At 67.6% G+C, this 20,783-nt stretch carries 23 protein-coding genes and 1 tRNA gene; 8 read left to right on the forward strand and 16 right to left on the reverse strand.

Annotated elements, in window-relative coordinates; all coding sequences use genetic code 11:
* Window positions 1–41 precede the first annotated feature (41 nt).
* The 5 genes from IPP98_07100 to IPP98_07120 all read right to left on the reverse strand — a co-directional run bounded on the left by IPP98_07100 (window position 42) and on the right by IPP98_07120 (window position 6,342).
* Entirely contained in the window at window positions 42–1,736 is a 1,695-nt protein-coding gene (locus IPP98_07100; protein MBL0178878.1) for a LysM peptidoglycan-binding domain-containing protein, read from the reverse strand.
* A 139-nt stretch (window positions 1,737–1,875) separates the two neighbouring features.
* Window positions 1,876–2,733, reverse strand: a complete 858-nt coding sequence (gene ilvE, locus IPP98_07105) for a branched-chain-amino-acid transaminase (GenBank protein MBL0178879.1) — start codon at window positions 2,731–2,733, stop codon at window positions 1,876–1,878.
* Window positions 2,734–2,773: 40 nt separating this feature from the next.
* Window positions 2,774–2,846: transfer RNA gene (locus IPP98_07110), tRNA-Lys, on the reverse strand.
* Window positions 2,847–2,960: 114 nt separating this feature from the next.
* Window positions 2,961–3,860: a ChaN family lipoprotein gene (locus IPP98_07115; GenBank protein ID MBL0178880.1), complete on the reverse strand. Its 900-nt coding sequence runs from the start codon at window positions 3,858–3,860 to the stop codon at window positions 2,961–2,963.
* Window positions 3,861–3,903: 43 nt separating this feature from the next.
* Entirely contained in the window at window positions 3,904–6,342 is a 2,439-nt protein-coding gene (locus IPP98_07120; GenBank protein MBL0178881.1) for a fused MFS/spermidine synthase, read from the reverse strand.
* Window positions 6,343–6,503: 161 nt separating this feature from the next.
* Between IPP98_07120 and IPP98_07125 the strand changes: the two genes are divergently transcribed.
* Together IPP98_07125 and IPP98_07130 are read left to right on the forward strand one after the other, a co-directional pair.
* A complete protein-coding gene (locus IPP98_07125; protein ID MBL0178882.1) occupies window positions 6,504–7,151 on the forward strand; it encodes a carbonic anhydrase in 648 nt (215 codons plus the stop codon).
* A gap of 50 nt (window positions 7,152–7,201) precedes the next feature.
* Window positions 7,202–7,828 carry a TetR/AcrR family transcriptional regulator gene (locus IPP98_07130; GenBank protein ID MBL0178883.1) on the forward strand — a complete coding sequence of 209 codons (627 nt, stop codon included), beginning with the start codon at window positions 7,202–7,204 and terminating at the stop codon, window positions 7,826–7,828.
* 5 nt (window positions 7,829–7,833) lie between these two features.
* On the opposite strand, the gene IPP98_07135 is transcribed toward IPP98_07130, so the two are convergent.
* Window positions 7,834–8,535: a ribonuclease HII gene (locus IPP98_07135; protein MBL0178884.1), complete on the reverse strand. Its 702-nt coding sequence runs from the start codon at window positions 8,533–8,535 to the stop codon at window positions 7,834–7,836.
* 127 nt (window positions 8,536–8,662) lie between these two features.
* Here IPP98_07135 and IPP98_07140 point away from each other — a divergent pair, with 127 nt between their 5' ends.
* The 4 genes from IPP98_07140 to IPP98_07155 all read left to right on the forward strand — a co-directional run bounded on the left by IPP98_07140 (window position 8,663) and on the right by IPP98_07155 (window position 11,549).
* Window positions 8,663–8,998 (forward strand): winged helix-turn-helix transcriptional regulator, encoded by a 336-nt coding sequence (locus IPP98_07140; GenBank protein ID MBL0178885.1) that lies wholly within the window; start codon window positions 8,663–8,665, stop codon window positions 8,996–8,998.
* Window positions 8,999–9,064: 66 nt separating this feature from the next.
* Window positions 9,065–9,946 (forward strand): arsenite methyltransferase, encoded by an 882-nt coding sequence (locus tag IPP98_07145; protein MBL0178886.1) that lies wholly within the window; start codon window positions 9,065–9,067, stop codon window positions 9,944–9,946.
* A complete protein-coding gene (arsB, locus tag IPP98_07150; protein MBL0178887.1) occupies window positions 9,943–11,025 on the forward strand; it encodes an ACR3 family arsenite efflux transporter in 1,083 nt (360 codons plus the stop codon). Before IPP98_07145 ends, arsB begins: the two co-directional genes overlap by 4 nt.
* Window positions 11,022–11,549: an arsenate reductase ArsC gene (locus IPP98_07155; protein ID MBL0178888.1), complete on the forward strand. Its 528-nt coding sequence runs from the start codon at window positions 11,022–11,024 to the stop codon at window positions 11,547–11,549. Before arsB ends, IPP98_07155 begins: the two co-directional genes overlap by 4 nt.
* A gap of 3 nt (window positions 11,550–11,552) precedes the next feature.
* Here IPP98_07155 and rplS read toward each other — a convergent pair whose 3' ends face one another.
* From rplS to IPP98_07185, 6 genes are read right to left on the reverse strand one after another with little or no spacing between them, the layout of a single operon-like run.
* Window positions 11,553–11,906: a 50S ribosomal protein L19 gene (gene rplS / locus IPP98_07160; protein MBL0178889.1), complete on the reverse strand. Its 354-nt coding sequence runs from the start codon at window positions 11,904–11,906 to the stop codon at window positions 11,553–11,555.
* 36 nt (window positions 11,907–11,942) lie between these two features.
* A complete protein-coding gene (gene trmD / locus IPP98_07165) occupies window positions 11,943–12,656 on the reverse strand; it encodes a tRNA (guanosine(37)-N1)-methyltransferase TrmD (GenBank protein ID MBL0178890.1) in 714 nt (237 codons plus the stop codon).
* Window positions 12,656–13,183 carry a 16S rRNA processing protein RimM gene (gene rimM / locus IPP98_07170; protein MBL0178891.1) on the reverse strand — a complete coding sequence of 176 codons (528 nt, stop codon included), beginning with the start codon at window positions 13,181–13,183 and terminating at the stop codon, window positions 12,656–12,658. The genes trmD and rimM overlap by 1 nt, the downstream gene beginning before the upstream one ends.
* Before the next feature lie 4 nt (window positions 13,184–13,187).
* Window positions 13,188–13,427 (reverse strand): 30S ribosomal protein S16, encoded by a 240-nt coding sequence (rpsP, locus tag IPP98_07175; protein MBL0178892.1) that lies wholly within the window; start codon window positions 13,425–13,427, stop codon window positions 13,188–13,190.
* 21 nt (window positions 13,428–13,448) lie between these two features.
* On the reverse strand, window positions 13,449–14,786 hold the full coding sequence (gene ffh, locus IPP98_07180; protein ID MBL0178893.1) for a signal recognition particle protein: 1,338 nt from the start codon (window positions 14,784–14,786) through the stop codon (window positions 13,449–13,451).
* Window positions 14,776–14,919: a hypothetical protein gene (locus tag IPP98_07185; GenBank protein MBL0178894.1), complete on the reverse strand. Its 144-nt coding sequence runs from the start codon at window positions 14,917–14,919 to the stop codon at window positions 14,776–14,778. The genes ffh and IPP98_07185 overlap by 11 nt, the downstream gene beginning before the upstream one ends.
* Window positions 14,920–14,999: 80 nt before the next feature.
* On the opposite strand from IPP98_07185, the gene IPP98_07190 reads away from it, so the two are divergent.
* Window positions 15,000–16,253, forward strand: coding sequence for a DUF445 domain-containing protein (locus IPP98_07190; GenBank protein ID MBL0178895.1), 1,254 nt, complete (start codon window positions 15,000–15,002; stop codon window positions 16,251–16,253).
* Here IPP98_07190 and IPP98_07195 read toward each other — a convergent pair.
* Genes IPP98_07195 through IPP98_07205 form a run of 3 tightly spaced genes read right to left on the reverse strand, consistent with a single transcriptional unit; the run spans window position 16,250 to window position 19,060 of the window.
* Window positions 16,250–17,458, reverse strand: coding sequence for a hypothetical protein (locus IPP98_07195; protein MBL0178896.1), 1,209 nt, complete (start codon window positions 17,456–17,458; stop codon window positions 16,250–16,252). The genes IPP98_07190 and IPP98_07195 overlap by 4 nt on opposite strands.
* 55 nt (window positions 17,459–17,513) lie before the next feature.
* Window positions 17,514–18,308, reverse strand: coding sequence for a prepilin peptidase (locus tag IPP98_07200; protein MBL0178897.1), 795 nt, complete (start codon window positions 18,306–18,308; stop codon window positions 17,514–17,516).
* A complete protein-coding gene (locus tag IPP98_07205) occupies window positions 18,305–19,060 on the reverse strand; it encodes an RNA methyltransferase (GenBank protein MBL0178898.1) in 756 nt (251 codons plus the stop codon). Before IPP98_07205 ends, IPP98_07200 begins: the two co-directional genes overlap by 4 nt.
* Window positions 19,061–19,078: 18 nt before the next feature.
* Here IPP98_07205 and thiD point away from each other — a divergent pair, with 18 nt between their 5' ends.
* Window positions 19,079–19,873 (forward strand): bifunctional hydroxymethylpyrimidine kinase/phosphomethylpyrimidine kinase, encoded by a 795-nt coding sequence (gene thiD, locus IPP98_07210; protein ID MBL0178899.1) that lies wholly within the window; start codon window positions 19,079–19,081, stop codon window positions 19,871–19,873.
* 95 nt (window positions 19,874–19,968) lie between these two features.
* Here thiD and IPP98_07215 read toward each other — a convergent pair whose 3' ends face one another.
* Entirely contained in the window at window positions 19,969–20,778 is an 810-nt protein-coding gene (locus IPP98_07215; GenBank protein MBL0178900.1) for a purine-nucleoside phosphorylase, read from the reverse strand.
* Window positions 20,779–20,783: the final 5 nt, after the last annotated feature.

The raw sequence follows: 20,783 nt of genomic DNA on the forward strand, positions 1-20,783 counted from the left end.
CTCTCTCGAGTCCGGCCCTTTGTGTATCACCAAGGCCGCCACTACGGGACGCGGATCTTCTGGCCGACCTTGATCGTGCTGCGCTGACTGAGCCCGTTGACCCGCAGCAATGCCGACTGTCCGACACCGTACCGGCTCGCGATCCCGCCGATCGTCTCACCGGACTTGACGACATGCGTGCGGCTCGTGGCGCGTGCGGCCGGCGCCGCGGACCGCGTGGTCGTCGCGGTGCTCCGGCGCGCGGCCGGCGCCGCGGTTCCGCCGCTCCGCCGGACCAGCAGCTTCTGCCCGCTCCGGATCGTCGCCTTCGACGAAAGGCGGTTGGTCGAGCGCAGCGAAGACACCGACACGCCGTAGCGCGCCGCGATGCCACTGAGCGTCTCGCCCTTTCGGACGATGTGCGTGCGGGTCGTGGCGGCCGCCGTCACGATCGGTTCCGGTGCACGGAAGACCGAGGCCGGCAACGTCCGTGAAACGGGGATGAAAAGCGTCGAGCCGCTCTTGACGCGCGCCCGTGTCGAGAGGCGGTTGGCCGAGCGAACCAGCGCGGCGGTGACGCCGTACTTCTTCGCGACGGTGGCCACCGTCTCCCCTGCCTTCACCTTGTGCGTCGCCACTGCCGAGCGTTCGGCGAGCGGCACATCGGCATACCGAGCCCGCACGATCTCGGCGGTCCCCGCCGGCACGCGCACGGCATACGACTCACCCGGCGGCGTCACCAATCGCAGCAGGTGCGGATTCAGCTCGCGCATCGACTCCAACGAGACATCGGCGAGACGGGCCACCAGGTCGAGTCCGGTACCGCCGCTCAGCACCACCGAGTCAAGCGGGAACGGCTCGATCGGATCGGGAGCCTCGAAGCCGTAGCGCGTCGGCGACTTCGCGATCAGCGCCGCCGCGATCAGCTTCGGCACGTAGTCGCGGGTCTCCTGCACGATCAGTCGCGTGTCGGCCAGCGAGAAGAAGGCGTCGTCGCTGCTCAGGTCGAGCGGCTCGTCGCCCTGCCCCATCGTCGCACCCATCCGATCCAGCGAGCGTCCGACCTTGCCGGCCCCGGCGTTGTACGCGGCGGCGGCGAGATAGTAGGAGCCGAAGCGCTCGGTGAGGTCGCGGAGGTGCCGCGCGGCGGCGTCGGTCGCCTTGATCGGATCGCGGCGCTCATCCACCCAGCCATCGATCCGGAGGCCATAGCCCTTGCCGGTCGCCGGCATGAACTGCCACATCCCGACGGCCTTGGCTCGGCTCACCGCCGAGGAGGAGAAACCCGATTCAATCAGCGCGAGGTAGACGAGGTCGCCAGGCAAGCCACGTTCGCTCAGGCGATCGCGGGCCAGCGTCTCGTAGCGCGGCATCCGATCGAGCCAGATCTGGAAGCGCTCGCGGCCCCGACCGCTGAAGTAATCGACGTAGTACTGCACCCGCGGATGCTCGGCATACGCCGCGACGTTCAGGTCGAAGGTCGGCGTATCGAGATTCAGTTCGGGGAGGGAATCGGGGACCGCCACCTGCAGGGAATCGAGCGCGGCGGCATCGGCAGCGGAGTCGCGGGCCACCGTGAGGTCACGTCGGGCGATCGCCGCCGGCGTGGTGACCGGAGTGACCGGGATTGCTGCGGGTGCGGCGACTGGGGTTTGCTCCGGGGTGATGGCCGGACTGCTCGCGGGACGCGACTCGACGGCGGCACGGGCACATCCGGCGCCGGTCAGCGCAACAACAACGAGCAGGGCACGGCGCATCGGGAATCCTCCGGCGAGGGGCAATCCAGCAAAGGTACGGCGGGGCGCGCCCCTCGACAACCACAAAGCATCGGTCGCGCGACCCCATCTGTAATAGGACGCGCGACCGGGAGCCAAGGTTGCGTTGCAGTGCGGGACCTCAGGCCCGCACGAGCGCCGCAAACGCCTCCTGCAACCGCTTGGTCTGGGTACCGGGCCAGACCGTGCCGATCTGGCGGTTGTCGACCGTGCGAATCGCGACCAGTTCACTCGCGGTTCCGGTGAAGAAGGCCTCGTCCGCCGTGTAGATGTCGTACCGATTGAGCATCGTCTCCTGCACCGGCATCGCCATGGCATGCGCCAATTCGAGCACGGCGTCGCGCGTCACGCCCTGGAGGATGCCCGCCCAGGGCGGCGTGGTCTTGAGCACGCCCTTCTTGATGATGAAGAGGTTCTGCCCCGACCCCTCGGCGACCGTGCCGCCGGCGTCGAGCATGATCACCTCATCGGCACCGGCGTTGATCCCCTCGAGCTTCGCCATGATGTGCGCGAGGTAGTTCAACGACTTCACCCGCGGCGAGAGCGCCTCACGATTCGGAATTGGCGTGCCGGCCGTCACCACCGTCAGCCCGCGCGCGACCACATCGGCCTTGAAGAGCTTGATGGTGTCGACAATGAGGATGACCGTGGGCTTGGGGCAGTTGCGCGGATCGAGACCGAGGTCGCCGACGCCGCGGGTGACAATGTGCCGGAGGTAGGCGTTGCCGATGCCGGAGTGCTTCAACGCCTCCTCGGTCATCGTCGTCATCTCATCGATCGTCATGGGGATCGTCAGCGCGATCGACTTCGCCGAGTCGTACAACCGTTCCAGGTGCTCGCGGAGCCGGAAGATCTTCCCATCGTAGGCGCGGATTCCCTCGAAGACCCCGTCGCCGTACAGCAAGCCGTGGTCGAAGACGGAGACCTTGGCGGTGTCGCGATCGTAGTACTGTCCATCGATCCAGATCGTGGTGGCCATCGAGGGGTGTCGCCTGGTGAGGGTCGGATTCGATACAAGATGGGGGCGGTGGGTTTCGAACCCACGACCTGCCGGTTAAAAGCCGGATGCTCTACCAACTGAGCTACACCCCCCAATCCGGGGAAAGATAGGGCCGCCCCGGGGTCATCGCGACACTCCCAAACGCAAAACCCTGCGGCACGGGGTCGCAGGGCATCGCGTCATCCTTGGTGGTGCGGCAGTCGACCCTACTTCGCCGACGGCGCTGCCGCCGCCGGCTCCTTCGGCACGCGCAAGGTGAAGAACAGCCACTCGCCCTTCTTCCGCTCCGGCTTCGGCTCGATGGTGTCGAGGTTCGGCACCGGGATCGCCGAGAGGACGGTGATCTTCTTCACTCCGCGGCGCGCCACGCGCTCGGCGGTGCCATCGCGATAGTCAGAGTGGAAGGCGCCGTTCATGTGGATCACCAGCGGCGAACCGCCCGCCGAGCGCGCGCGCACGATCGACTCCGCCATCGTCTCGTCCTTGACGCATTGCGCCTCGTAGAAGCGCATCATCCCCTCGGGCGTGCTCGGCCCGTGGCCGCCCATCGACTGCCCGAAGCGCTCGAAGTAGTCGTCCTTCGGGCAGCCGAAGTCGGCGGCGGCCCAGCGACGGCTCGAGTCCGGCAGCGCGGCGATCGCCGCAGCGAGTCCCTGCTTCGACACCGCACTCGCGATCGGCCGCGGCACGTTCGCCGCGATCACGCGCCATCCCTTCGCCTTGGCGAACTCGACCAGCGGACGATAGTCGACGTTGTAGTTCGGCCACGGGCGCGCCGTCTTCAGGAAGGTCGGCTCGTCGATCTTGCCGGCGAGATAGTCGTCGAGCAGTCCCTGCACGTCGCGCTCGAACATCTCGAGCGAGAGGATCACGTCGCTCCGGCGCCGCGAGACCGCTTCGAGCAGGCTCCGCTCCAGGCGGTGCGCGTTGCCGTCGTCGTGCTGCTCGCCGAAGAAGATCACGTCGCTCGATGCGGCCTCGGCGGCCATCTGCTCGAGGTCGGCATAGCGCTTGTGCTTGGCGTCGTAGACCCGGTGCGGGGTCCAGAGCGCCGGGGTGGTGTCGGCCGGCGCGGTCACGGCGAGGGCAAGGAGAAGTGTCAGCATCGCGGGAGAATAGCGGGGCCGTGTGGCCCCCGGGAGGGGCGGGTCACGGGGAAACCCCGGTCAACTGGGCCATGATGGCCGCCAATCGGACCGGGTCGCCGGTGAAGAAGCCTTCGGGCCACCGGCGATAGCCGAGGATCGCCTGGTAAATGAGATTCTGGTCGTAACTGTTGAGCCCGAGCCCGGCCAGGTACTGGAGCCGCAGGTTGCGATCTCGATTCAGGTCGGCACCCGCCACCCACGGCTTCAGCTCCGGCCCTCGGCCGGCGAAGGTGCCGAGGAACGATTCCAGGGTCGGGAAGCCGATCTCGCCGAGCGACTGGCTCACCGCGGCGTACTCCGGCCGCCCTAGACGAGCCGAGAGCGCATCGACGTCGATCGGCGCCTCGCCGACAGTCCCCGAGAGGACCAGGTCGTAACCCTGCCCCATGTTGGTGTTGCCCCACACGACGCCGTTCGGAAACGCTTCGAGGAAGGTCGCGATCTCGCTCTGCACCGACGCCATCGTGTTCTCGTAGAGCGGCAGCCAGACGGTGATCACGCCGCCCGGCTTCAGGTGCTTGCGCGCCAACTGGTAGAACTCCAGCGTCGAGAGCGACGCCGCCCCGCGCGTCCACGGATCGAACGGGTCGGCGGTGATCGCGTCATACATCGTGTTGCTGGTGAGCAGGAAATGGCGGCCATCATCGATGTGCACCGACACCTTCGGATTCTGCGCCACGCCGTGATTCGATTCGCGGAAGTATTCGCCCGCCACCTTCGGCACCAGCGGCTCGAGCTCGGCGATGGTCACGTGCTGTACCATCGGATCGATGCTCACCGCACCCGCCGTCACCCCCGCCCCGAAGCCGATCACCAGCACCTCGCTCGGCTTCGGCGAGAGCAACGTCGTGAAGTGGCCGAGCATCCGCTGCAGCCGCATGTCTTGCGGCTCGCTCGAGGCCTGCACCTTGCCGGCATTGTGATAGTTGCGCACGCCGTTCTCGAGCTGCGACACCGCCACCGTCGAGTTGGTCCCTTCGCCAACATAGATGAAGTCGCCGTGCGCATTCATCCGGTAGGCCATGAAGCGGCCGTACCCCACGAGCAGCGGCGGAATCGCGCCGACGGTCGACATCACCCAGAGTCCGAGCAGTGCCGCAGCGCCACCGGCGAGCAGCGCGCGCGGTGCGAGTTTGAGACGTCCCTGCTCCCCGACGACGAGCGCCAGTGTGAGCAGCGCGGACAGCGCCGCCATTCCAATCAGTACCCGCTGCGTGCTCTGCGTGCCAATGGTCCCGATCAACACCAGCGAGGTGACCAGCGACCCGATGATGGCGCCCAGCGTGTTCGCGGCGTAGGCCACGCCGACGAGGCGCGCCGGGTCGTCGTCCTTCGAGGCGAGCGCGGCGAGGCCGAGCGGGAACGAGGCGCCCCAGAGCAGCGCGCCGGGGAGCACCACCCAAAGCGCGCGAATGATGTCGATCTGGAAGGTGTACGCCGGCGCCGACGAGAGCGACGGATTGATCGGCCAGTACGGCAGCGCCGCCGTCAGGGACCACGCCGCCCAGCCGAGGGCGAGCACGAGCAGGAACTGGCACCAGCCGAGGGCGGCGCGCGGATTCGCGATGAAGCGTCCTAGGAACGCCCCCACCGACGACCCGATCCCGAGTCCGGCGAGGAAGCCGCCGAGAATCAGTGAGAAGGTGTAGGTCGTGGGGCCGAGCAACAGTGAGAGGATGCGGGTCCAGACGACTTCGGCGCCGAGCGCGGTGAGGCCGGAGAGCGCCAGGGTCAGCAACACCGGCCAGCTGCCCGGGGGCAACGACGCGGTGGCGCGCTCGCTGGCGACTTCCGGCGAAGCCGCGCGCGATCCGGCCATGAACCAGGCCGCGCCGGCGATCAGCAGGTTGAGACAGACGGCGACGCCCGTCGCGGTGACGACATCGAAGTTGCGAAGCAGGACGAACCCCGCGACGAGACAGCCGACCACGGCGCCGAGGGTGTTGCCGCCATAGAGGATGCCGAGGTAGCTCATCCCTTCTGGCGTGGCGCGCACCTCGCGCGAAATCGCCGGGAGGGTGGCCCCCATCAGGATTGTCGGGGGCAGCAGGCAGAGCGCGGCCAGCAGCGCGCGGAGCAGCAGGCCGAACGGCCCCGACCCGCCGACGGCGGCGTAGAGTCCGCCGGCATACGGGAGGATCAAGAGCACCAGGATGCCGCAGACACCGATCCCGGCCTCGAGTGCCGCGTAGACCTTGAGCGGCGAGCGCGCCGCGGAGACGCGCCGGGCCAGGAAGAGCGACCCAATGCACATCCCGCCCATGAAGGTCGCCAAGAGCACCGCGATCGAGACGGCAGATGCGCCGATCACGAGGCCGAGCAGCTGGAACCAGACGATCTCGTAGATCAGGGCGGCGGCACCACTGGCCACAAAGAGCGGCAGCAGCAGGAGCAGGCGTCGGGGGGACGCCTCGGCGGCGATCGGCATGGGGGTGGGCATCGCGGAAGGGTAGGGCGGGCATCGCCCCGCTGGAAGGGGCTGAGCACGGCGCGCTTGACGGCCTCGAGGAGCAATAGTATTACTATCATCAATCGAAGCTTTGCACGCTAAATCACGATCCTGCCACTGTCGACCCCCTCCCCTCTCGACCGGACGGCCCCATGCGTACCCTGACCCGCGAACTGCGCGACGCCCTGACCCCGCTCACGGCCCTCGACGTCCTGCGCAAGGGCAACGAGCGCTTCGTCAACAATCTGAAGGCCAACCGCAACCTGCTGCAGCAAGTCAACGAGACCAGCGACGGCCAGCATCCGCTGGCGATCATCCTCAGCTGCATCGACTCGCGCACGTCGGCGGAGCTGATCTTCGACCAGGGACTCGGCGACATTTTTTCCTGCCGGATCGCCGGCAATATCCTCAACGACGACATCCTCGGCAGCATGGAATTCGCCTGCAAGGTCGCGGGCGCGAAGGCCGTCGTGGTCCTGGGGCACACCCGCTGCGGGGCGATCAAGGGTGCCTGTGACGGTGTCCGACTCGGCAACCTTACCACGCTGCTGCAGAAGGTCGAGGAGGCCATCGCGCTGGAGACGGAAACGCTCGACCACCGCACCTCCGCCAACGCCGCGTTCGTGGAGCGGGTGGCCGAGCTCAACGTGATGCTGGTCAAGGAGCAGATCATGGAGCGCAGCCCGTTGCTCGCCGAGATGGTGCGCAACAGCGAGATCGCCCTCGTGGGCGGGATGTACGACGTCGAGTCCGGCGCCGTGGAGTTCTACGACTCGCGCATGCTGCTCGGGGCGGCGTGAGCCAGCGGATCGCGCTCCAGCTCGACGAGACGCTGTACCTCAAGGATCCCATGTCGAGCGACCTGGGGGAGAGCATCGTCGAGCACGGCATCCTGATGCTCGACGCGATCGGCTACGAGGCGTTCACCTTCCGCAAGCTCGCCGAGCGGATCGGGACGACCGAGGCCTCGGTCTACCGCTACTTCAAGAGCAAGCATCGACTGCTGCTGTACCTCACGGCCTGGTACTGGAGCTGGATGGAGTACCGGCTGGAGCTCGCCACGGCCAATGTGACCTCGGCCGAGGAGCGGCTGCGGCTCGCGCTCCGCGAGCTGACACAGCGGATCTGCCAGGACTACTCCACCCCACGGATTGATGAAGAGGCGCTTTATCGGGTCGTGGTGGCCGAGTCGTCGAAGGTGTATCTCCACGCGGATGTCGACGCCGACAATCGCGAGGGGTGCTTCCGGAGCTACAAGCGGCTCTGCCGCGCGGTCGGCGACCTGATCCTCGAGGTCAATCCGGCGTACCCGTACCCGGTGGCGCTGGTCTCCACCGTCGTGGAGAGCTCCCACATGCAGAAGTACTTCGCCGAGCATCTGCCGTCGCTGACCGAGGTCACCCGCGGCGACGCCGACGAGGCCACGACCGCCTTCCTGACGGACCTGGTCTTCCGGGCGATCGCGCGGGAGCGGTAGCTCGACTAGCCGAAGATCTCCCCCTGCTCCACGATTCCGCGGCAGAACAACTTCCGATGGTGCGGTGTCATCCCCTGGGTGCGGAGCGCGCTCATGTGGCCGGCCGAGCCGTACCCCATGTTGCTCTCCCAGCCATAGCCGGGGCGGCGCGCACCCAGTGAGCGCATCAGGCGATCGCGGGCGACCTTCGCGAGCAGCGCCGCCGCGGCGATCGCGTGGCAGTTGGCATCGCCCTTCACGAGGGCGCGGTGTGGCGTGCCGAGCTCGGGCACCGGCATGCCATCGACCAGCACGAGCACGTGCGCATTCACATCAAGCATCCGTCGACACTGTGCCAGCGCGCGCCGCATCGCCAGCGCCGTCGCCACACGGATGTTGAGCCGCTCGATCTCGGCCACACTGGCGGCACCGAGCCCCCACCCCAACGCCTCCGCCCGAATCGACGCGGCAAGTGACTCACGTTCCGTTGCCTTCTTCACCGCCTTCGAGTCGCGCACGCCGGAGATTCCGGCGTGCCCGATGACAAAGCAGCACGCCCCCGCCACCACCGGACCCGCCAACGGCCCGCGGCCCACCTCGTCGACACCGATCAGGAGATGGTCAGTGGCCCAGGCGGCGAGTTCGTGGTCGAGAGGAGCGGTGGGGGCATCTGCAAAAGCTAAGGGGTGAGGGGTGAGGGGTGAGGGGTGAGGGGGGAACACCGTCATCCCGAACGAAGTGAGGGACCTGCGTAGTCGCGATCACGCAGATCCCTCGCGTTGCTCGGGATGACATCCCCCTCACCCCTCACCCCTCACCCCTCACCGGCTCCTTGACACAACAACAAATCTTGATATGATCAATCCCATGACCACTCTGGCCCCCCAAGCCGCCCTCGCCCGCATGTTCCACGCGCTCTCCGACGAGACCCGCCTGGGCATCCTCGAGGCGCTGCGTGGCGGCGAGCGCTGTGTCTGCGAACTGACGGGCACATTGGACGCCGCGCAGTCGCGCCTCTCGTTCCATCTGAAGACCCTGAAGGACGCCGGGATGGTGACCGACCGGCGCGAGGGACGCTGGGTCTACTACACGCTGGCCCCCGATGCCCTCGAGATGGTCCAGGCCGCGCTGGGTGAGCTGGCCACACCGACCTCGCCACGCCGCAAGGAGTGGTGGGCCTGCTGCAAATGAGTCCGTTGTCGGGTTGAACATATCAAGATTTCTTGGTGCACAATACTGCCACGTGAGGAATAGATCATGACCCCGGAACCGAACGCCACCGAGCTGCGCGACACCGTCCGCGAGAAGTACGGCGCCGCCGCACGCCGCGTCCTCGAAGTCGCCCAGCCCGCCACCTGCGGCCCGACGTCGTCGTGTTGCGGCGGCGCCGCCTTCGACGGCACCGTCGACCCGATCACCTCGAACCTCTACCTCACCGGTCAGACCGACGTCCTCCCCGACGCCGCCGTCCTCGCCTCGCTCGGCTGCGGCAATCCGACCGCCCTCGCCGAACTGCACCCCGGTGAAGTGGTCCTCGACCTCGGCTCCGGGGGCGGCATCGACGTGCTCCTCTCGGCGCGCCGCGTCGGGCCGACCGGCAAGGCGTACGGCCTCGACATGACCGACGACATGCTCGCCCTCGCGCGGAAGAACGCCGCCGAAGCCAACGCGACCAACGTCGAGTTTCTCAAGGGCGAGATCGAGCACATTCCGCTCCCCGACAACTCCGTCGACGTGATCATCTCGAACTGCGTGATCAACCTCTCGGGCGACAAGCGCGCCGTCCTCGCCGAGGCGTTCCGCGTCCTCAAGCCGGGCGGGCGCTTCGCGGTGAGCGACGTGATCGTGCGCGGCGACGTGCCGCCGGCCGTGCGGCGCAGCATGGAGCTCTGGGTCGGCTGCGTGGCGGGCGCATTGGAGGAGCAGGAATTCCTGAACCTGCTCACCGAGGTCGGCTTCGAGTCGCCCTCGATCGAGCCGACGCGGATCTACAAGGCCGAGGACGCCGCGACCTTCCTCACCGGCGCGGGACTCGACGCGGCCAACGTCGCCGAGATCGACGGGAAGTTCATGGCAGGATTCGTCCGCGCCACGAAGCCGAAGGCCGCGGCGTGCTGCGCGCCGGGCTGCTGTTCGTGACCAGCACCGCCGACGCCATCGACGCGCCGATCCTCAAGCGTCTCTCGACGCTCGACCGCTTCCTCCCGGTCTGGATCGTCGCCGCGATGGCGGCCGGGCTCCTGCTGGGGCGGCTCTTTCCCGACCTCGGCGCGGTGCTCGACCGCATCAAGATCCAGGGCGTCTCGGTGCCGATCGCGCTCGGATTGCTGTGGATGATGTACCCCGTGCTTGCCAAGGTCCGCTACGAGACCATAGGCCAGCACACCAAGGACCGGCGGCTCATCGGTACGTCGCTCGTGCTCAACTGGGTCGTCGGTCCGTTGTTGATGCTCGCGCTCGCCTGGATTTTCCTCCCCGACTTGCCGCACTACCGCAACGGCCTCGTGCTGATCGGGTTGGCACGCTGCATCGCCATGGTGCTGATCTGGAACTCACTGGCGTGCGGATCGGGCGAACTGGCCGCGGTGCTGGTCGCGCTCAATTCGGTCTTCCAGATCGTCACCTACTCCGTCCTCGGCTGGCTCTACCTGACGGTGGTGCCCGGCTGGTTTGGCGCCGACACCGCCGTGCTCGACGTGTCGATGGCGCAGATCGCCATGAGCGTCCTGATCTTCCTCGGCGTGCCGCTGGTCGCCGGCTACCTCACCCGGAAGACGCTGGTGGCTCGCCGCGGCGCGGTCTGGTACGAGTCGGTCTTCCTGCCGAAGATCGGCCCCACCGCCCTGCTCGGCCTGCTGTACACGATCGTGCTGATGTTCGCGATGCAGGGGAATCGCCTGATCGAAGCGCCCTTCGACGTCGTGCGGATCGCCATCCCGATGCTGATCTACTTCGCCCTGATGTTCGGCTTCGCCTTCTGGGCATCATGGAAGATGGGCTTCAGCTACGAGACGACCTCCGCCATCTCCTTTACCGCCGCCGGCAACAATTTCGAGCTGGCCATCGCGGTCGCGGTTGCCACCTTCGGCATCGGCTCGGGCGAGGCCCTTGCCGCCGTCGTCGGGCCGCTGATCGAAGTCCCCGCGCTCGTTGGCCTGGTGTACGTGGCCCTCTGGGCGCGCCGCCGCTACTTCCCTGCCGAGGGTGTCACCGCATGAGCGCGTCCCGATTCCAGATCCTTGTCCTCTGTACCGGCAACAGCGCGCGCAGCCAGATCGCGGAGGCGCTGTTCGCCACGCGTGGCGCGGGCCGCGTGATTGCCGCGAGCGCCGGATCGCACCCGGCGCCGCGCGTGAATCCGTACGCGGTCGAGACCCTCGCCGCGCACGGCATTGAATGGTACGACCGCGTGCCGAAGCGGCTCGACGAGGTCGAGGGCGTCGCGTATGACCTGGTGATCACCGTCTGCGACAATGCCGCCGAGGCGTGTCCCTACTTTCCGGGGGCGGCGGCGCAGGTGCATTGGGGCCTCCCCGACCCGGCCGACGAGACCGAGCGGGACGCCGCACTGCGTGCGTTTGAGGCGACGTACCAGGCGCTCGACGCGCGGATCACCAGGTTGCTGGCGCTGCCGATCGAGGCGATGGGGGCGGAGGAGTTGGTGCGGTGGCGCGCGCAATTCACGGCTAACGCAAAGAGGCCCCGACTCTTCATCGGGGCCCCTCTAACGACCAACGCCTAACGACTACCGATCGCGCTTTTCCTTGATCCGGGCCGCCTTGCCCGACAGCGCGCGGAGGTAGTACAGCTTGGCGCGGCGAACGCGGCCACGGCGGACCACCTCGAGCGTCGCGAACATCGGGGAGTGGAGCGGGAAGACGCGCTCGACGCCGACGCCGGCCGAGATCTTCCGGACCGTGAAGGTCTCGTTGATCCCGCCACCCTTCTTCGCGATGCAGACGCCCTCGAACGCCTGGAGGCGCTCCTTCTCGCCTTCACGGACGCGGACCATCACCTTGACGGTGTCACCGGCGTCGAACTTCGGGAGGTCGGTGCGCAACCCTTCGCGCGAAATCTGGTCGAGAATTTCCATTCCCATGTCGTGCTCCTGGCGCGAGTCGCGCCGGTGGTATTGTCAGGACTTCGCGCCGGTGTCCTGGCGCTCCGTTGCCATGTGGGCCTCCCAGAGATCTGGGCGCCTCGCCTGCGTGATGCGTTCCGCTTCCTGCTGCTTCCACGTGGCGATGGCCGCATGGTTGCCCGAGAGCAGCACCTCGGGAATCTTCTGCCCGCGCACCTCGGCGGGCCTCGTGTAGCTCGGCGGACTCAGGAGTCCGTCGTAGTGCGAATCGCTGCTCGCCGACTCGTGGTCGCCGATGGCCCCCGGCAGCAGCCGGACCACCGCATCGATCACGCAGAGGGCCGCCGGCTCGCCCCCCGAGAGGACGAAGTCGCCGAGCGAGATCTCTTCGGCGCCGAGGAGGTCGACCACGCGCTGGTCGATGTCCTTGTAGTGCCCGCAGAGGATCGTCAGCGCACTGCCGAGCGACCACCGGACCGCGTCATCGTGGGTGAACTTCCGGCCTCGGGCCGACATCACCACCACGGGACCGGTCGGTCCCACCGACTCCACCGCCTCGAGGAAGGGCTCCGCCTTCAGCACCATCCCCGCGCCCCCACCGAAGGGGGCATCATCCACCGTCTTGTGCTTGTCATGGGTGAAGTCGCGCAGCTGCACCAACCGATACTCGGCCAGTCCCGCCGACTGTGCCCTGCCCGGAATGCTCGCCGCCAGGAACGGCGCCATCGCCTCGGGAAAGAGCGTCACCACATTGACCGTCAGCACCATCACCCCATCAGTTCGGGCGGAACCTCGACCACCAAGCGGCGGTTCGCGCGGTCCGTCACCTTCACCGTCTCGCTCCGGAAGGGGAGGAGAAACTCCCGCTTCGGACCCTGCACCTCGATCAAGAGTCCCTGCGGCATGTCGTACACCGCGGAGACGATCCCGAGCGGCTCGTCGGCCAGGTCCCGCACCGCCCAACCGACCAGCTCCTGCTGGTAGACCTCGCCCTCGGCAAGCGGCGTGAGGATGTCACGCGGCACCGCCAGGAAGAGGCCCCGGTATCCCTCGACCGCATCGCGATCGGGATGCCCGGCGATCCGCATCAACACCTCGCGGTGATAGACGCGGGCCTGCTCGATCGCGATCTCGCCGACCGGGTCGCCCCGGAGGTCGAGCAGGGACATCACCTGTCCGGCGACGAAGACCCCTTCGGGGTCATCGGTCAGCGGGAAGATCGCCAGCTCGCCCTTCAACCCATGCGGCTTGCGCACCCGCCCTACCACGATCGGGGGCGCGGCCGGTTCGGTCATCAGGTCAGACGCCAGCCTTCTTGAACAGCGCCGCCACGGTGTCGCTCGGCACGGCGCCCTTCGCGATCCACTCGCGCGCCTTGTCGACGTCCACCGAGAAGAGATTCGCCTCTTCCTTCGGGCGATACGAGCCGATGGTCGCGATGAAGCGACCGTCGCGCGGTGCTTCCTTGTCGGCAACCACGATACGGTACATCGGCAACTTCTTGCGCCCTTCGCGGCGCAGGCGGATACGAACGGCCATCTCGAACTCCTGTGGAGCGGTTCAGCGCGGGGGGAACGAACGTCCACCGAAAGGCATCTTCGCCCCCGGCTTGCCCGCGACCTTCATGAACTTCTGCATCTGCTTGAACTGGTTCAGCAACTGATTCACTTCCTGCACGGTTCGCCCCGACCCGCGGGCGACTCGCATCCTGCGCGACCCGTTCATCACGTCCGGGTCACTCCGCTCGGCCTTCGTCATCGAGAGCACGATCGCCTCGACATGCCGAATCCGGTTCTCGTCCACGTTGGCGTTCTTGAGCATGGCCGGGTTCACCCCGGGGAGCATGCCGAGCACGTTCTTCAACGGACCGAGCTTCTGCATCTGCCGCATGGCGGAGAGGAAGTCGTCGAGGTCGAGTCCCTTCTTCGACGTCGCCTTCCGCGCCAGCCGCTTGGCGTCCTCTTCGTCAACATTCTGCTGCGCCTTCTCGACCAGCGTCAGGACGTCGCCCTGCTGGAGGATCCGCCCGGCCATCCGGTCCGGATGGAAGGGCTCCAGCGCATCGAGCTGCTCGCCGGTGCCGACGAACTTGATCGGCGCCTTGGTCACGCCGTAGATCGAGAGCGCCGCGCCACCGCGGGAGTCGCCGTCCATCTTGGTCAGCACGACGCCGGTGATGCCGAGGGCGTCGTGGAACCCCTTCGCGATCCGGACCGCGTCCTGGCCGGTCATGCCGTCGGCCACCAGCAGGATCTCGTGCGGCTTGATCGCCGCCTTGAGCCGGACCAGCTCGTCCATCAGCGTCTCGTCGAGCTGCAACCGGCCGGCGGTGTCCACGATCACGGAGCGGGCGCGCGCCTTGGAGGCCGCTTCGATACCGCGCTTCACGATCGCCACCACGTCCGTCACGCCCGGCTCGCCATGGAAGCCGACCTGCACCTGCTCGCTCAGCGTCCGCAGCTGATCGATGGCGGCGGGACGATAGACGTCGGCCGCGATCAGGAACGGCGCCTTCTGCTCCGCCTTGAGCCGCTTGGCGAGCTTGCCCGCCGTCGTCGTCTTGCCGCTGCCCTGCAACCCGACCATCAGCAGGATCGTCGGCGGCACCGACACGAAGGCCAACGGCGCCTGCTTCTCGCCGAGGAGCGTGACCAGCTCGTCGTAGACGATCTTGACCAGCATCTGCCCTGGCCGGACCGACTTGATGATCTCCTGCCCGACCGCCGCCGCCTGCACCCGCGCGAGGAACTCGCCGGTGAGCTCGAACGACACGTCGGCCTCGAGAAGAATGCGACGGATTTCCCGCAATCCTTCCCGAACGGCTTCCTCGCTGAGCGCCCCGCGGCCCGTGAGGCGCCGCAGGGTATCGGTCAACTTGGAGGAGAGCTCATCGAACATAGCCCGGCAAAATAGCGTTGCGGGTGTGGAAAAGGGAAGAGAAGAGACGATGATCGATGATCGATGGTCGATGATCGATCGACTTACGAGAGAATTCTTTATCAACAACACGGGCCTTTTCAAAATCAATCATCCATCATCGATCATCCATCATCCCGATTTGTTCCACCTATGAAACCATCCCCCATCGGCCCTCCGTAGATTCCCTCGCATATGATCCCTACCCCGTTGCCCGACGAAGCCACCCGCCGAGCCGCCCTCGAGCGGATGAAGATGGCGGCCACCGGGCTCCTCGTGGTGGCCCTGGTCGTCTTCGTCGTGGCCAAGATGAACGAGGACGTCTATCCCTGGCTGGCCTATGTCCGGGCCACAGCCGAGGCGTCGCTGGTGGGCGGGATCGCGGACTGGTTCGCGGTGACGGCGCTCTTCCGGCACCCGTTGGGGATCCCGATCCCCCACACCGCGATCATGCAGAAGCAGAAGGACCGGGTCGGCAAGATCCTGGGCAACTTCGTCCAGAACCACTTCCTGTCGCGGACGGTGCTCGAGGCACGGCTGGCCGGGATCCACCCCGCCCAGCGGGCCGCCGACTGGATGCAGCAGGAGGCCAACCGCCGCCGGCTCGCCAAGCAGCTGGCCGGTGGGCTGGCCCGCGCGGTCGAGGCGCTCCCCGAGGTCGAGGTGCGCGAGTTCGTCCAGCGCAGCGCGGTCAGCCGACTTGAAGGGGTCAAGCTCGCCCCGCTGGTGAGCGAGGTGATGACCGTCGCCGCCGCGGGTGGCCGCCCGCAGGAGTTGCTCAACGAGGTGATGAAGCTGGTGGGTGGTGCGCTCAAGGATGGCCACGACTCGATCCGCGAGCGGGTCCGCCAGGAGAGCCCGCGCTGGGTGCCCGTGGGGCTACGCGATGCGGTGGCCGACCGGCTGATTGGCGCGGTCGAGCGGCTGATTGGCGAGATGTTGAATGATCCGCTGCATCCGCTCCGGAAGAAGTTCGACGGGATCGTCGCCGACTTCATCAACCGGATCAAGACCTCGCCCGAGCTGATCGCGCGCATTGAGGGGATGAAGCAGGACCTCCTCGGCCATCCGATCGTCGAGGAGATGGTGTCGAGCGTCTGGGACAAGACGCGCCTCGCCGCGGCGGGCTACCGTGCCGATCCGGAAGGGACGTCGCTCGAGCCGCTCGAGGAGATCCTCGCGGGGCTCAGCGAGTCGCTGTCGGAGAGTGAGGAGCTGCGCGGCGAGGTCGACCGATTCACCAGCGAGGTGATCACCTCGTTGCTCGAGCAGCATCGGCAGGAGATCGCCGACCTGATCGCGACGACGGTGGCGGAATGGGACCCGGAAGTCGCCGCGGGACGGATCGAGCTCGCCGTCGGCCGCGACCTCCAGTTCGTGCGGCTCAACGGCACGCTGGTGGGTGGTGCGGCGGGGCTGGTGATCTACACCCTGAGTCGCTTCCTCTAGCGGAGCGTCACTGCGGGGAGCGCATTCCACCGCTCCCACGCCGTCGGCGCCACCACGACCCGCACCCCCGGCTTCCCGCCGACATCGAGCAGCTCGGCAGTGGTCCGATAGCCGGCGCGCGGCAGCTTGGTGAGCCGGTCGGCGATCTGCGTCTTGAAGCGCTCGGCGAGTCGCGACTCATCCCACACCGTCACCCAGACGAGCGCCGCGCCGGTGGCACTCCGGAAGAGGCGCATCCGGTCACCGCCCCAGCCGAGCGCGATATCGGTCGGCACTTCGTTGATGCCCACCAAGGACGAGCGCAGCACCGCGATCTCGAATTCGCCGAAGGTGTCGTCGTGCATCACGCCGGCGGTGTCGTCGACGAAGCGCACCGTGAGCGGCATGTCCTTCCGCGCGTAGCGATCGGGGTGGAGAATCTGCTCCGTCGAGGTCGGCAAGTTGACCCCGAACGGCTGCTGATCGGCGTGGTTCTTCCGGAACCAGCGCATCCACTCGGAGCCCTGCAGATACGGAAAGGTCAGCCCCTCGCGCAGGATCAACGGCGCACTCGCGAAGACCTTCATCCCGGTCTGCTGCGTGCGCACCTGGGTCCGGAAGTTCTCCCAGAAGGCGTCGTCGGTCGCGACGTTCTGCGCGGGGAGGATCGCGATCAGGGATACGAGCGTCGCCTGCCCTTCGAGCACCGCCTGCGCCGCCGCAAGCCGATCGGCATCACTGGTGTCGGTCAGGATACTGTCGAGCGCGATGTACTGGTCCTGCAGTGCATGCACCAACTCGTGCGCGAGCACCAGCCTCAGCTCGGCCTTGTCGCCACCCGCCACGGCAAAGAGTTTGGTCGAATCGGGATCGTAGAAGCCGGCGACCTGCTCGCTGTAGAGGTCGATGAAGAGCTTCTTCACGTCGAGCGTGTCGGAAATCAGGCCGAGGAGGCGGTAGGTGGTGACGACGCCGTCGAGGCGCGCCGTGGGGATCTCCTTGGCCAGCTTGGCGAGGAGGTAGGCGCGGACCTGGTCGCGGCTCCGGACGGCGGTGACCGGGGTGCTCTTGAACGTGAGGCCGGTGGCCTTCGAGACCGCGGGCATCAACGAGTCCACCATCGCCGCCAGCTCCTTCTGGTCGAGCGACTGGGCGTCGGCCGCCGGTTCGCCGCGGCAGGCGCTGGCGACCAGGATCAGACCCGAGAGCAGGACGCGCGTTAGCATCACCAAATACCCCATCCGATAATGAGTCGCCGGAAGTGTAGCAGGCCCAGCTCCCCTAAAGCCCCAGCACGCTCACGCGGTACCAGGTGACCATCGCGTCGCCGACCACCCAGTAGGCCGCGCCGCCGATCGCGAGGAAGATCCCGAACGGCACGAGCTTCTCCTTCCCCATCAGCTTCATGGGGAGGAAGATCAGCGTGCCGATCAGCGCGCCGAGGAAGAGCGTCAGCAGCACCCCCTGCCAGCCCAGGAAGGCACCGAGCATCGCCATCATCTTGATGTCGCCGCCGCCCATCGCCTCCTGGCCGAAGATCTTCTGCCCAACGACCGCAATCAGGTAGAGCAGCACGTACCCGAAGACCGCGCCGATCAGCGCCGCTGGCCAGCCGAGTGCGCCGCCGAGGAAGGCGAAGCCGAGGCCGATCACCGTCCCGCCGATCGAGAACTCGTCGGGAATGATGTACTCGCGCGCATCGGTCATCGCGATGCCGAGCAGCAGCGTGCCAAACACCGCCGCGCGGGCGGCTTCGACGTCGAGGCCGTACCATGCCACCGCCAGCGCCCAGATGATGCCGGTCGCCAGCTCGATCAGCGGATACATGATCGGAATCGGCAGTGCGCAATGCCGACACTTGGCGCGGAGCATGAGCCACGACACCACCGGGATGTTGTCGTACCAGGTGATCTGGTAGCCGCAGCGCGGGCAGCGCGACCTCGGCGCCACCACCGAAAGTTCCGCCGGCCAGCGCGTGATGCAGACATTCAGGAAGGAGCCGAGCAGCAGGCCGAACGCCCCCGCGAAGGCCACCAGCGGCCACCACGGATCGCCACCGGGAGGAATGAGGCTCACCGCGTCACCTGATAGAGGAGGATGCCGGCCGCAATGGCCACGTTCAAGGACTCGGCCTCGGGCGCGATCGGAATCGCGACACACCGCTCCGCGCGTGCCACCAGCTCGGGGCGGAGCCCCGCGCCCTCGTTGCCGAGCAGCAGCGCGATCGACACCTCGGGCGCGCCGCCGAGCGGTTCGCCGTCCATCGTGGTGGCCCACGGCGTCACGTGGTGCTGCTTGAGCCACGCGAAGGTGGCGACGTCGTCGGCGTGGAGATGCGGCACCAGGAAGAGCGCCCCCATCGCGGCGCGCACCACCTTCGGGTTGGTCAGGTCGACGGTGCCGGGCAGCGCCACGATCCCCGACGCGCCAAAGGCCAGTGCCGTCCGGGCAATGGTGCCGACGTTGCCCGGGTCCTGCACGCCATCGAGAATGACGACTGGCTTCTTCGGCGCGACCACCATCGCATCGAGGGTCCAGCTCCGCGGTTCGTACACCGCGACGATCCCCTGCGGTTGCTCCGTGGCGGCGACGTCGTCGAGCTGTTCGTCACTCAGCTGCTCGACCACCACGCCCGCCGTCTGCAGCGCCTGGAGCAGCGCCGCGCCGCGTGGCGTCGCCTCGAGCGTCGGCCCGACCACCGCGCCCTTGCACGTGACCCCCGCGGCGAGCATTTCTTCCACCAGGCGCACCCCTTCCGCCAGCGCCAATCCTCGGCGCTCGCGGGCCTTGCGGCGGTGCAGGTCGCGGATCGTGCTCAGCAGGGCCATGGGCTCGGAGGTCGGGTGATGAACAGTTCGCGGCGGATCGCGTTGACGATAGCCGGGTCGGACTCGGGGGGCGGCGCCGGCATCCAGGCCGACCTGAAGACGTTCGCCGCCTGGGAGGTCTACGGCACCTCGGTGATCGTCGCGGTCACCGCGCAAAATACCCTCGGCGTGACCGCCGTCCATCCGGTCCCCGGCGAAGTGATCGCCGCGCAGCTGATGGCCGTCGCCGACGACCTCCCCCCCGACGCCTGCAAGAGCGGGATGCTCGCCACCCGCGAACTGGTCGAACTGGTGGCCACCTCGATCGGCGCGCGCGGCTGGCACCACTACATCTGCGACCCGGTGATGGTGGCGACCTCGGGCGACCGGCTCCTCGACTTCGATGCCGTCTCGGCCGTGCGCGACCGCCTCCTCCCGCTCGCCGCCTGCGTCACGCCCAACCTCGACGAAGCCGAAATCCTCACCGGCCGCGCCGTCCGCACCCCCGACGCGATGGCCGATGCCGGCAAGGCGCTCCTCGACCTCGGCGCCCGCGCCGCACTCGTGAAGGGCGGTCACCTCGAGAGCGACATCCTCGTCGACGTCCTGGTCACGGCAAGCGGCGTCGAGCGCTATACCCGCCCCCGCCAGCACACCCGCGCCACCCACGGCACCGGCTGCACCCTCTCGGCCGCCATTACCGCCTCACTCGCCCTCGGCAACGACCTCGAGCACGCCGTCCCCACCGCCCTCACCTACCTGCAGGCCGCCATTCACGCGGCGCCGGGGCTGGGTGGGGGGAATGGGCCGGTGTGGCATGGAGCAAAGAGATGATGGATGATGGATGATGGATGATGGATGGGCTCCGCCCGATTGGGAGATCCGGCCGATTGGGCCACAATCATCCATCATCCATCATCCATCATCCATCATCCATCATCCCGCTTCACTACCCCTGCCACAATCTTCGCCAGCGTCTCCCCCGCCTTCCCCGCCACGTCCATCACCTCGCTGTGGTCCAGCACGCCGGCGAAGGTGCCGGCGGCGGGGTTGGTGATCAGCGAGATCCCGAGGCAGCGCATCCCGCGCGCGCGCGCGGCGATCACCTCGACCACGGTGCTCATCCCGACCGCGTCGGCGCCGAGGCGCTCGAGCATGCGGACTTCGGCGGGGGTCTCGTAGGTCGGGCCGAGGAGCCCCGCATACACGCCCTCTTCCATCGTGACGCCGAGGCCGGCCGCCACCTGCTTGGTGCGCGCCCGAAGCGCAGCATCGTAGGCGACGGTCATGTCGGGGAAGCGGGTCTCGCCATGAAAGACGTCGCCTTCGAGGGGATTGCGGCCGGTGAGATTTAGGTGGTCGCTGATCAGCATCAGCGTGCCGGGGTGGAAGGACCGGCGAATTCCGCCCGCGGCATTGGTGACGATCAAGATTTCCACCCCGAGCGCGCCAAAGACGCGCACCGGAAATGCGGCCGCGGCTGCACTGTGCCCCTCATACATGTGGAAGCGGCCGCTCTGCAGGATCACCTCCGTCCCACCGAGTCGCCCGGCGACCAGTTCGCCGCTGTGGCCCACGACCGACGTCGGGTGAAATCCCGGCAGCGGTCCGTAGGGCATCCGAACCGGTTGCTCGACATGATCGGCGAGGCCGCCGAGGCCTGACCCGAGTACGATCGCGATCTTGGGGAGCCGGCCACCCAGCGTGGTCTGGATCGTCTGCGCCGCGATGGCGACCATGTCCT

The organism is Gemmatimonadota bacterium (assembly GCA_016720805.1).
Taxonomy (GTDB): domain Bacteria; phylum Gemmatimonadota; class Gemmatimonadetes; order Gemmatimonadales; family GWC2-71-9; genus Palsa-1233.

Bases quoted from the DNA above. Each gene is read 5' to 3' on its own strand.
- IPP98_07100 (MBL0178878.1), bottom strand. From the start codon at position 1,736: ATGCGCCGTGCCCTGCTCGTTGTTGTTGCGCTGACCGGCGCCGGATGT.
- ilvE (MBL0178879.1), bottom strand. From the start codon at position 2,733: ATGGCCACCACGATCTGGATCGATGGACAGTACTACGATCGCGACACC.
- IPP98_07115 (MBL0178880.1), bottom strand. From the start codon at position 3,860: ATGCTGACACTTCTCCTTGCCCTCGCCGTGACCGCGCCGGCCGACACC.
- IPP98_07120 (MBL0178881.1), bottom strand. From the start codon at position 6,342: ATGCCCACCCCCATGCCGATCGCCGCCGAGGCGTCCCCCCGACGCCTG.
- IPP98_07125 (MBL0178882.1), top strand. From the start codon at position 6,504: ATGCGTACCCTGACCCGCGAACTGCGCGACGCCCTGACCCCGCTCACG.
- IPP98_07130 (MBL0178883.1), top strand. From the start codon at position 7,202: ATGTCGAGCGACCTGGGGGAGAGCATCGTCGAGCACGGCATCCTGATG.
- IPP98_07135 (MBL0178884.1), bottom strand. From the start codon at position 8,535: ATGACGGTGTTCCCCCCTCACCCCTCACCCCTCACCCCTCACCCCTTA.
- IPP98_07140 (MBL0178885.1), top strand. From the start codon at position 8,663: ATGATCAATCCCATGACCACTCTGGCCCCCCAAGCCGCCCTCGCCCGC.
- IPP98_07145 (MBL0178886.1), top strand. From the start codon at position 9,065: ATGACCCCGGAACCGAACGCCACCGAGCTGCGCGACACCGTCCGCGAG.
- IPP98_07155 (MBL0178888.1), top strand. From the start codon at position 11,022: ATGAGCGCGTCCCGATTCCAGATCCTTGTCCTCTGTACCGGCAACAGC.
- rplS (MBL0178889.1), bottom strand. From the start codon at position 11,906: ATGGGAATGGAAATTCTCGACCAGATTTCGCGCGAAGGGTTGCGCACC.
- trmD (MBL0178890.1), bottom strand. From the start codon at position 12,656: ATGGTGCTGACGGTCAATGTGGTGACGCTCTTTCCCGAGGCGATGGCG.
- rimM (MBL0178891.1), bottom strand. From the start codon at position 13,183: ATGACCGAACCGGCCGCGCCCCCGATCGTGGTAGGGCGGGTGCGCAAG.
- rpsP (MBL0178892.1), bottom strand. From the start codon at position 13,427: ATGGCCGTTCGTATCCGCCTGCGCCGCGAAGGGCGCAAGAAGTTGCCG.
- ffh (MBL0178893.1), bottom strand. From the start codon at position 14,786: ATGTTCGATGAGCTCTCCTCCAAGTTGACCGATACCCTGCGGCGCCTC.
- IPP98_07185 (MBL0178894.1), bottom strand. From the start codon at position 14,919: ATGATTGATTTTGAAAAGGCCCGTGTTGTTGATAAAGAATTCTCTCGT.
- IPP98_07190 (MBL0178895.1), top strand. From the start codon at position 15,000: ATGATCCCTACCCCGTTGCCCGACGAAGCCACCCGCCGAGCCGCCCTC.
- IPP98_07195 (MBL0178896.1), bottom strand. From the start codon at position 17,458: ATGCTAACGCGCGTCCTGCTCTCGGGTCTGATCCTGGTCGCCAGCGCC.
- IPP98_07205 (MBL0178898.1), bottom strand. From the start codon at position 19,060: ATGGCCCTGCTGAGCACGATCCGCGACCTGCACCGCCGCAAGGCCCGC.
- thiD (MBL0178899.1), top strand. From the start codon at position 19,079: ATGAACAGTTCGCGGCGGATCGCGTTGACGATAGCCGGGTCGGACTCG.
- IPP98_07215 (MBL0178900.1), bottom strand. From the start codon at position 20,778: ATGGTCGCCATCGCGGCGCAGACGATCCAGACCACGCTGGGTGGCCGG.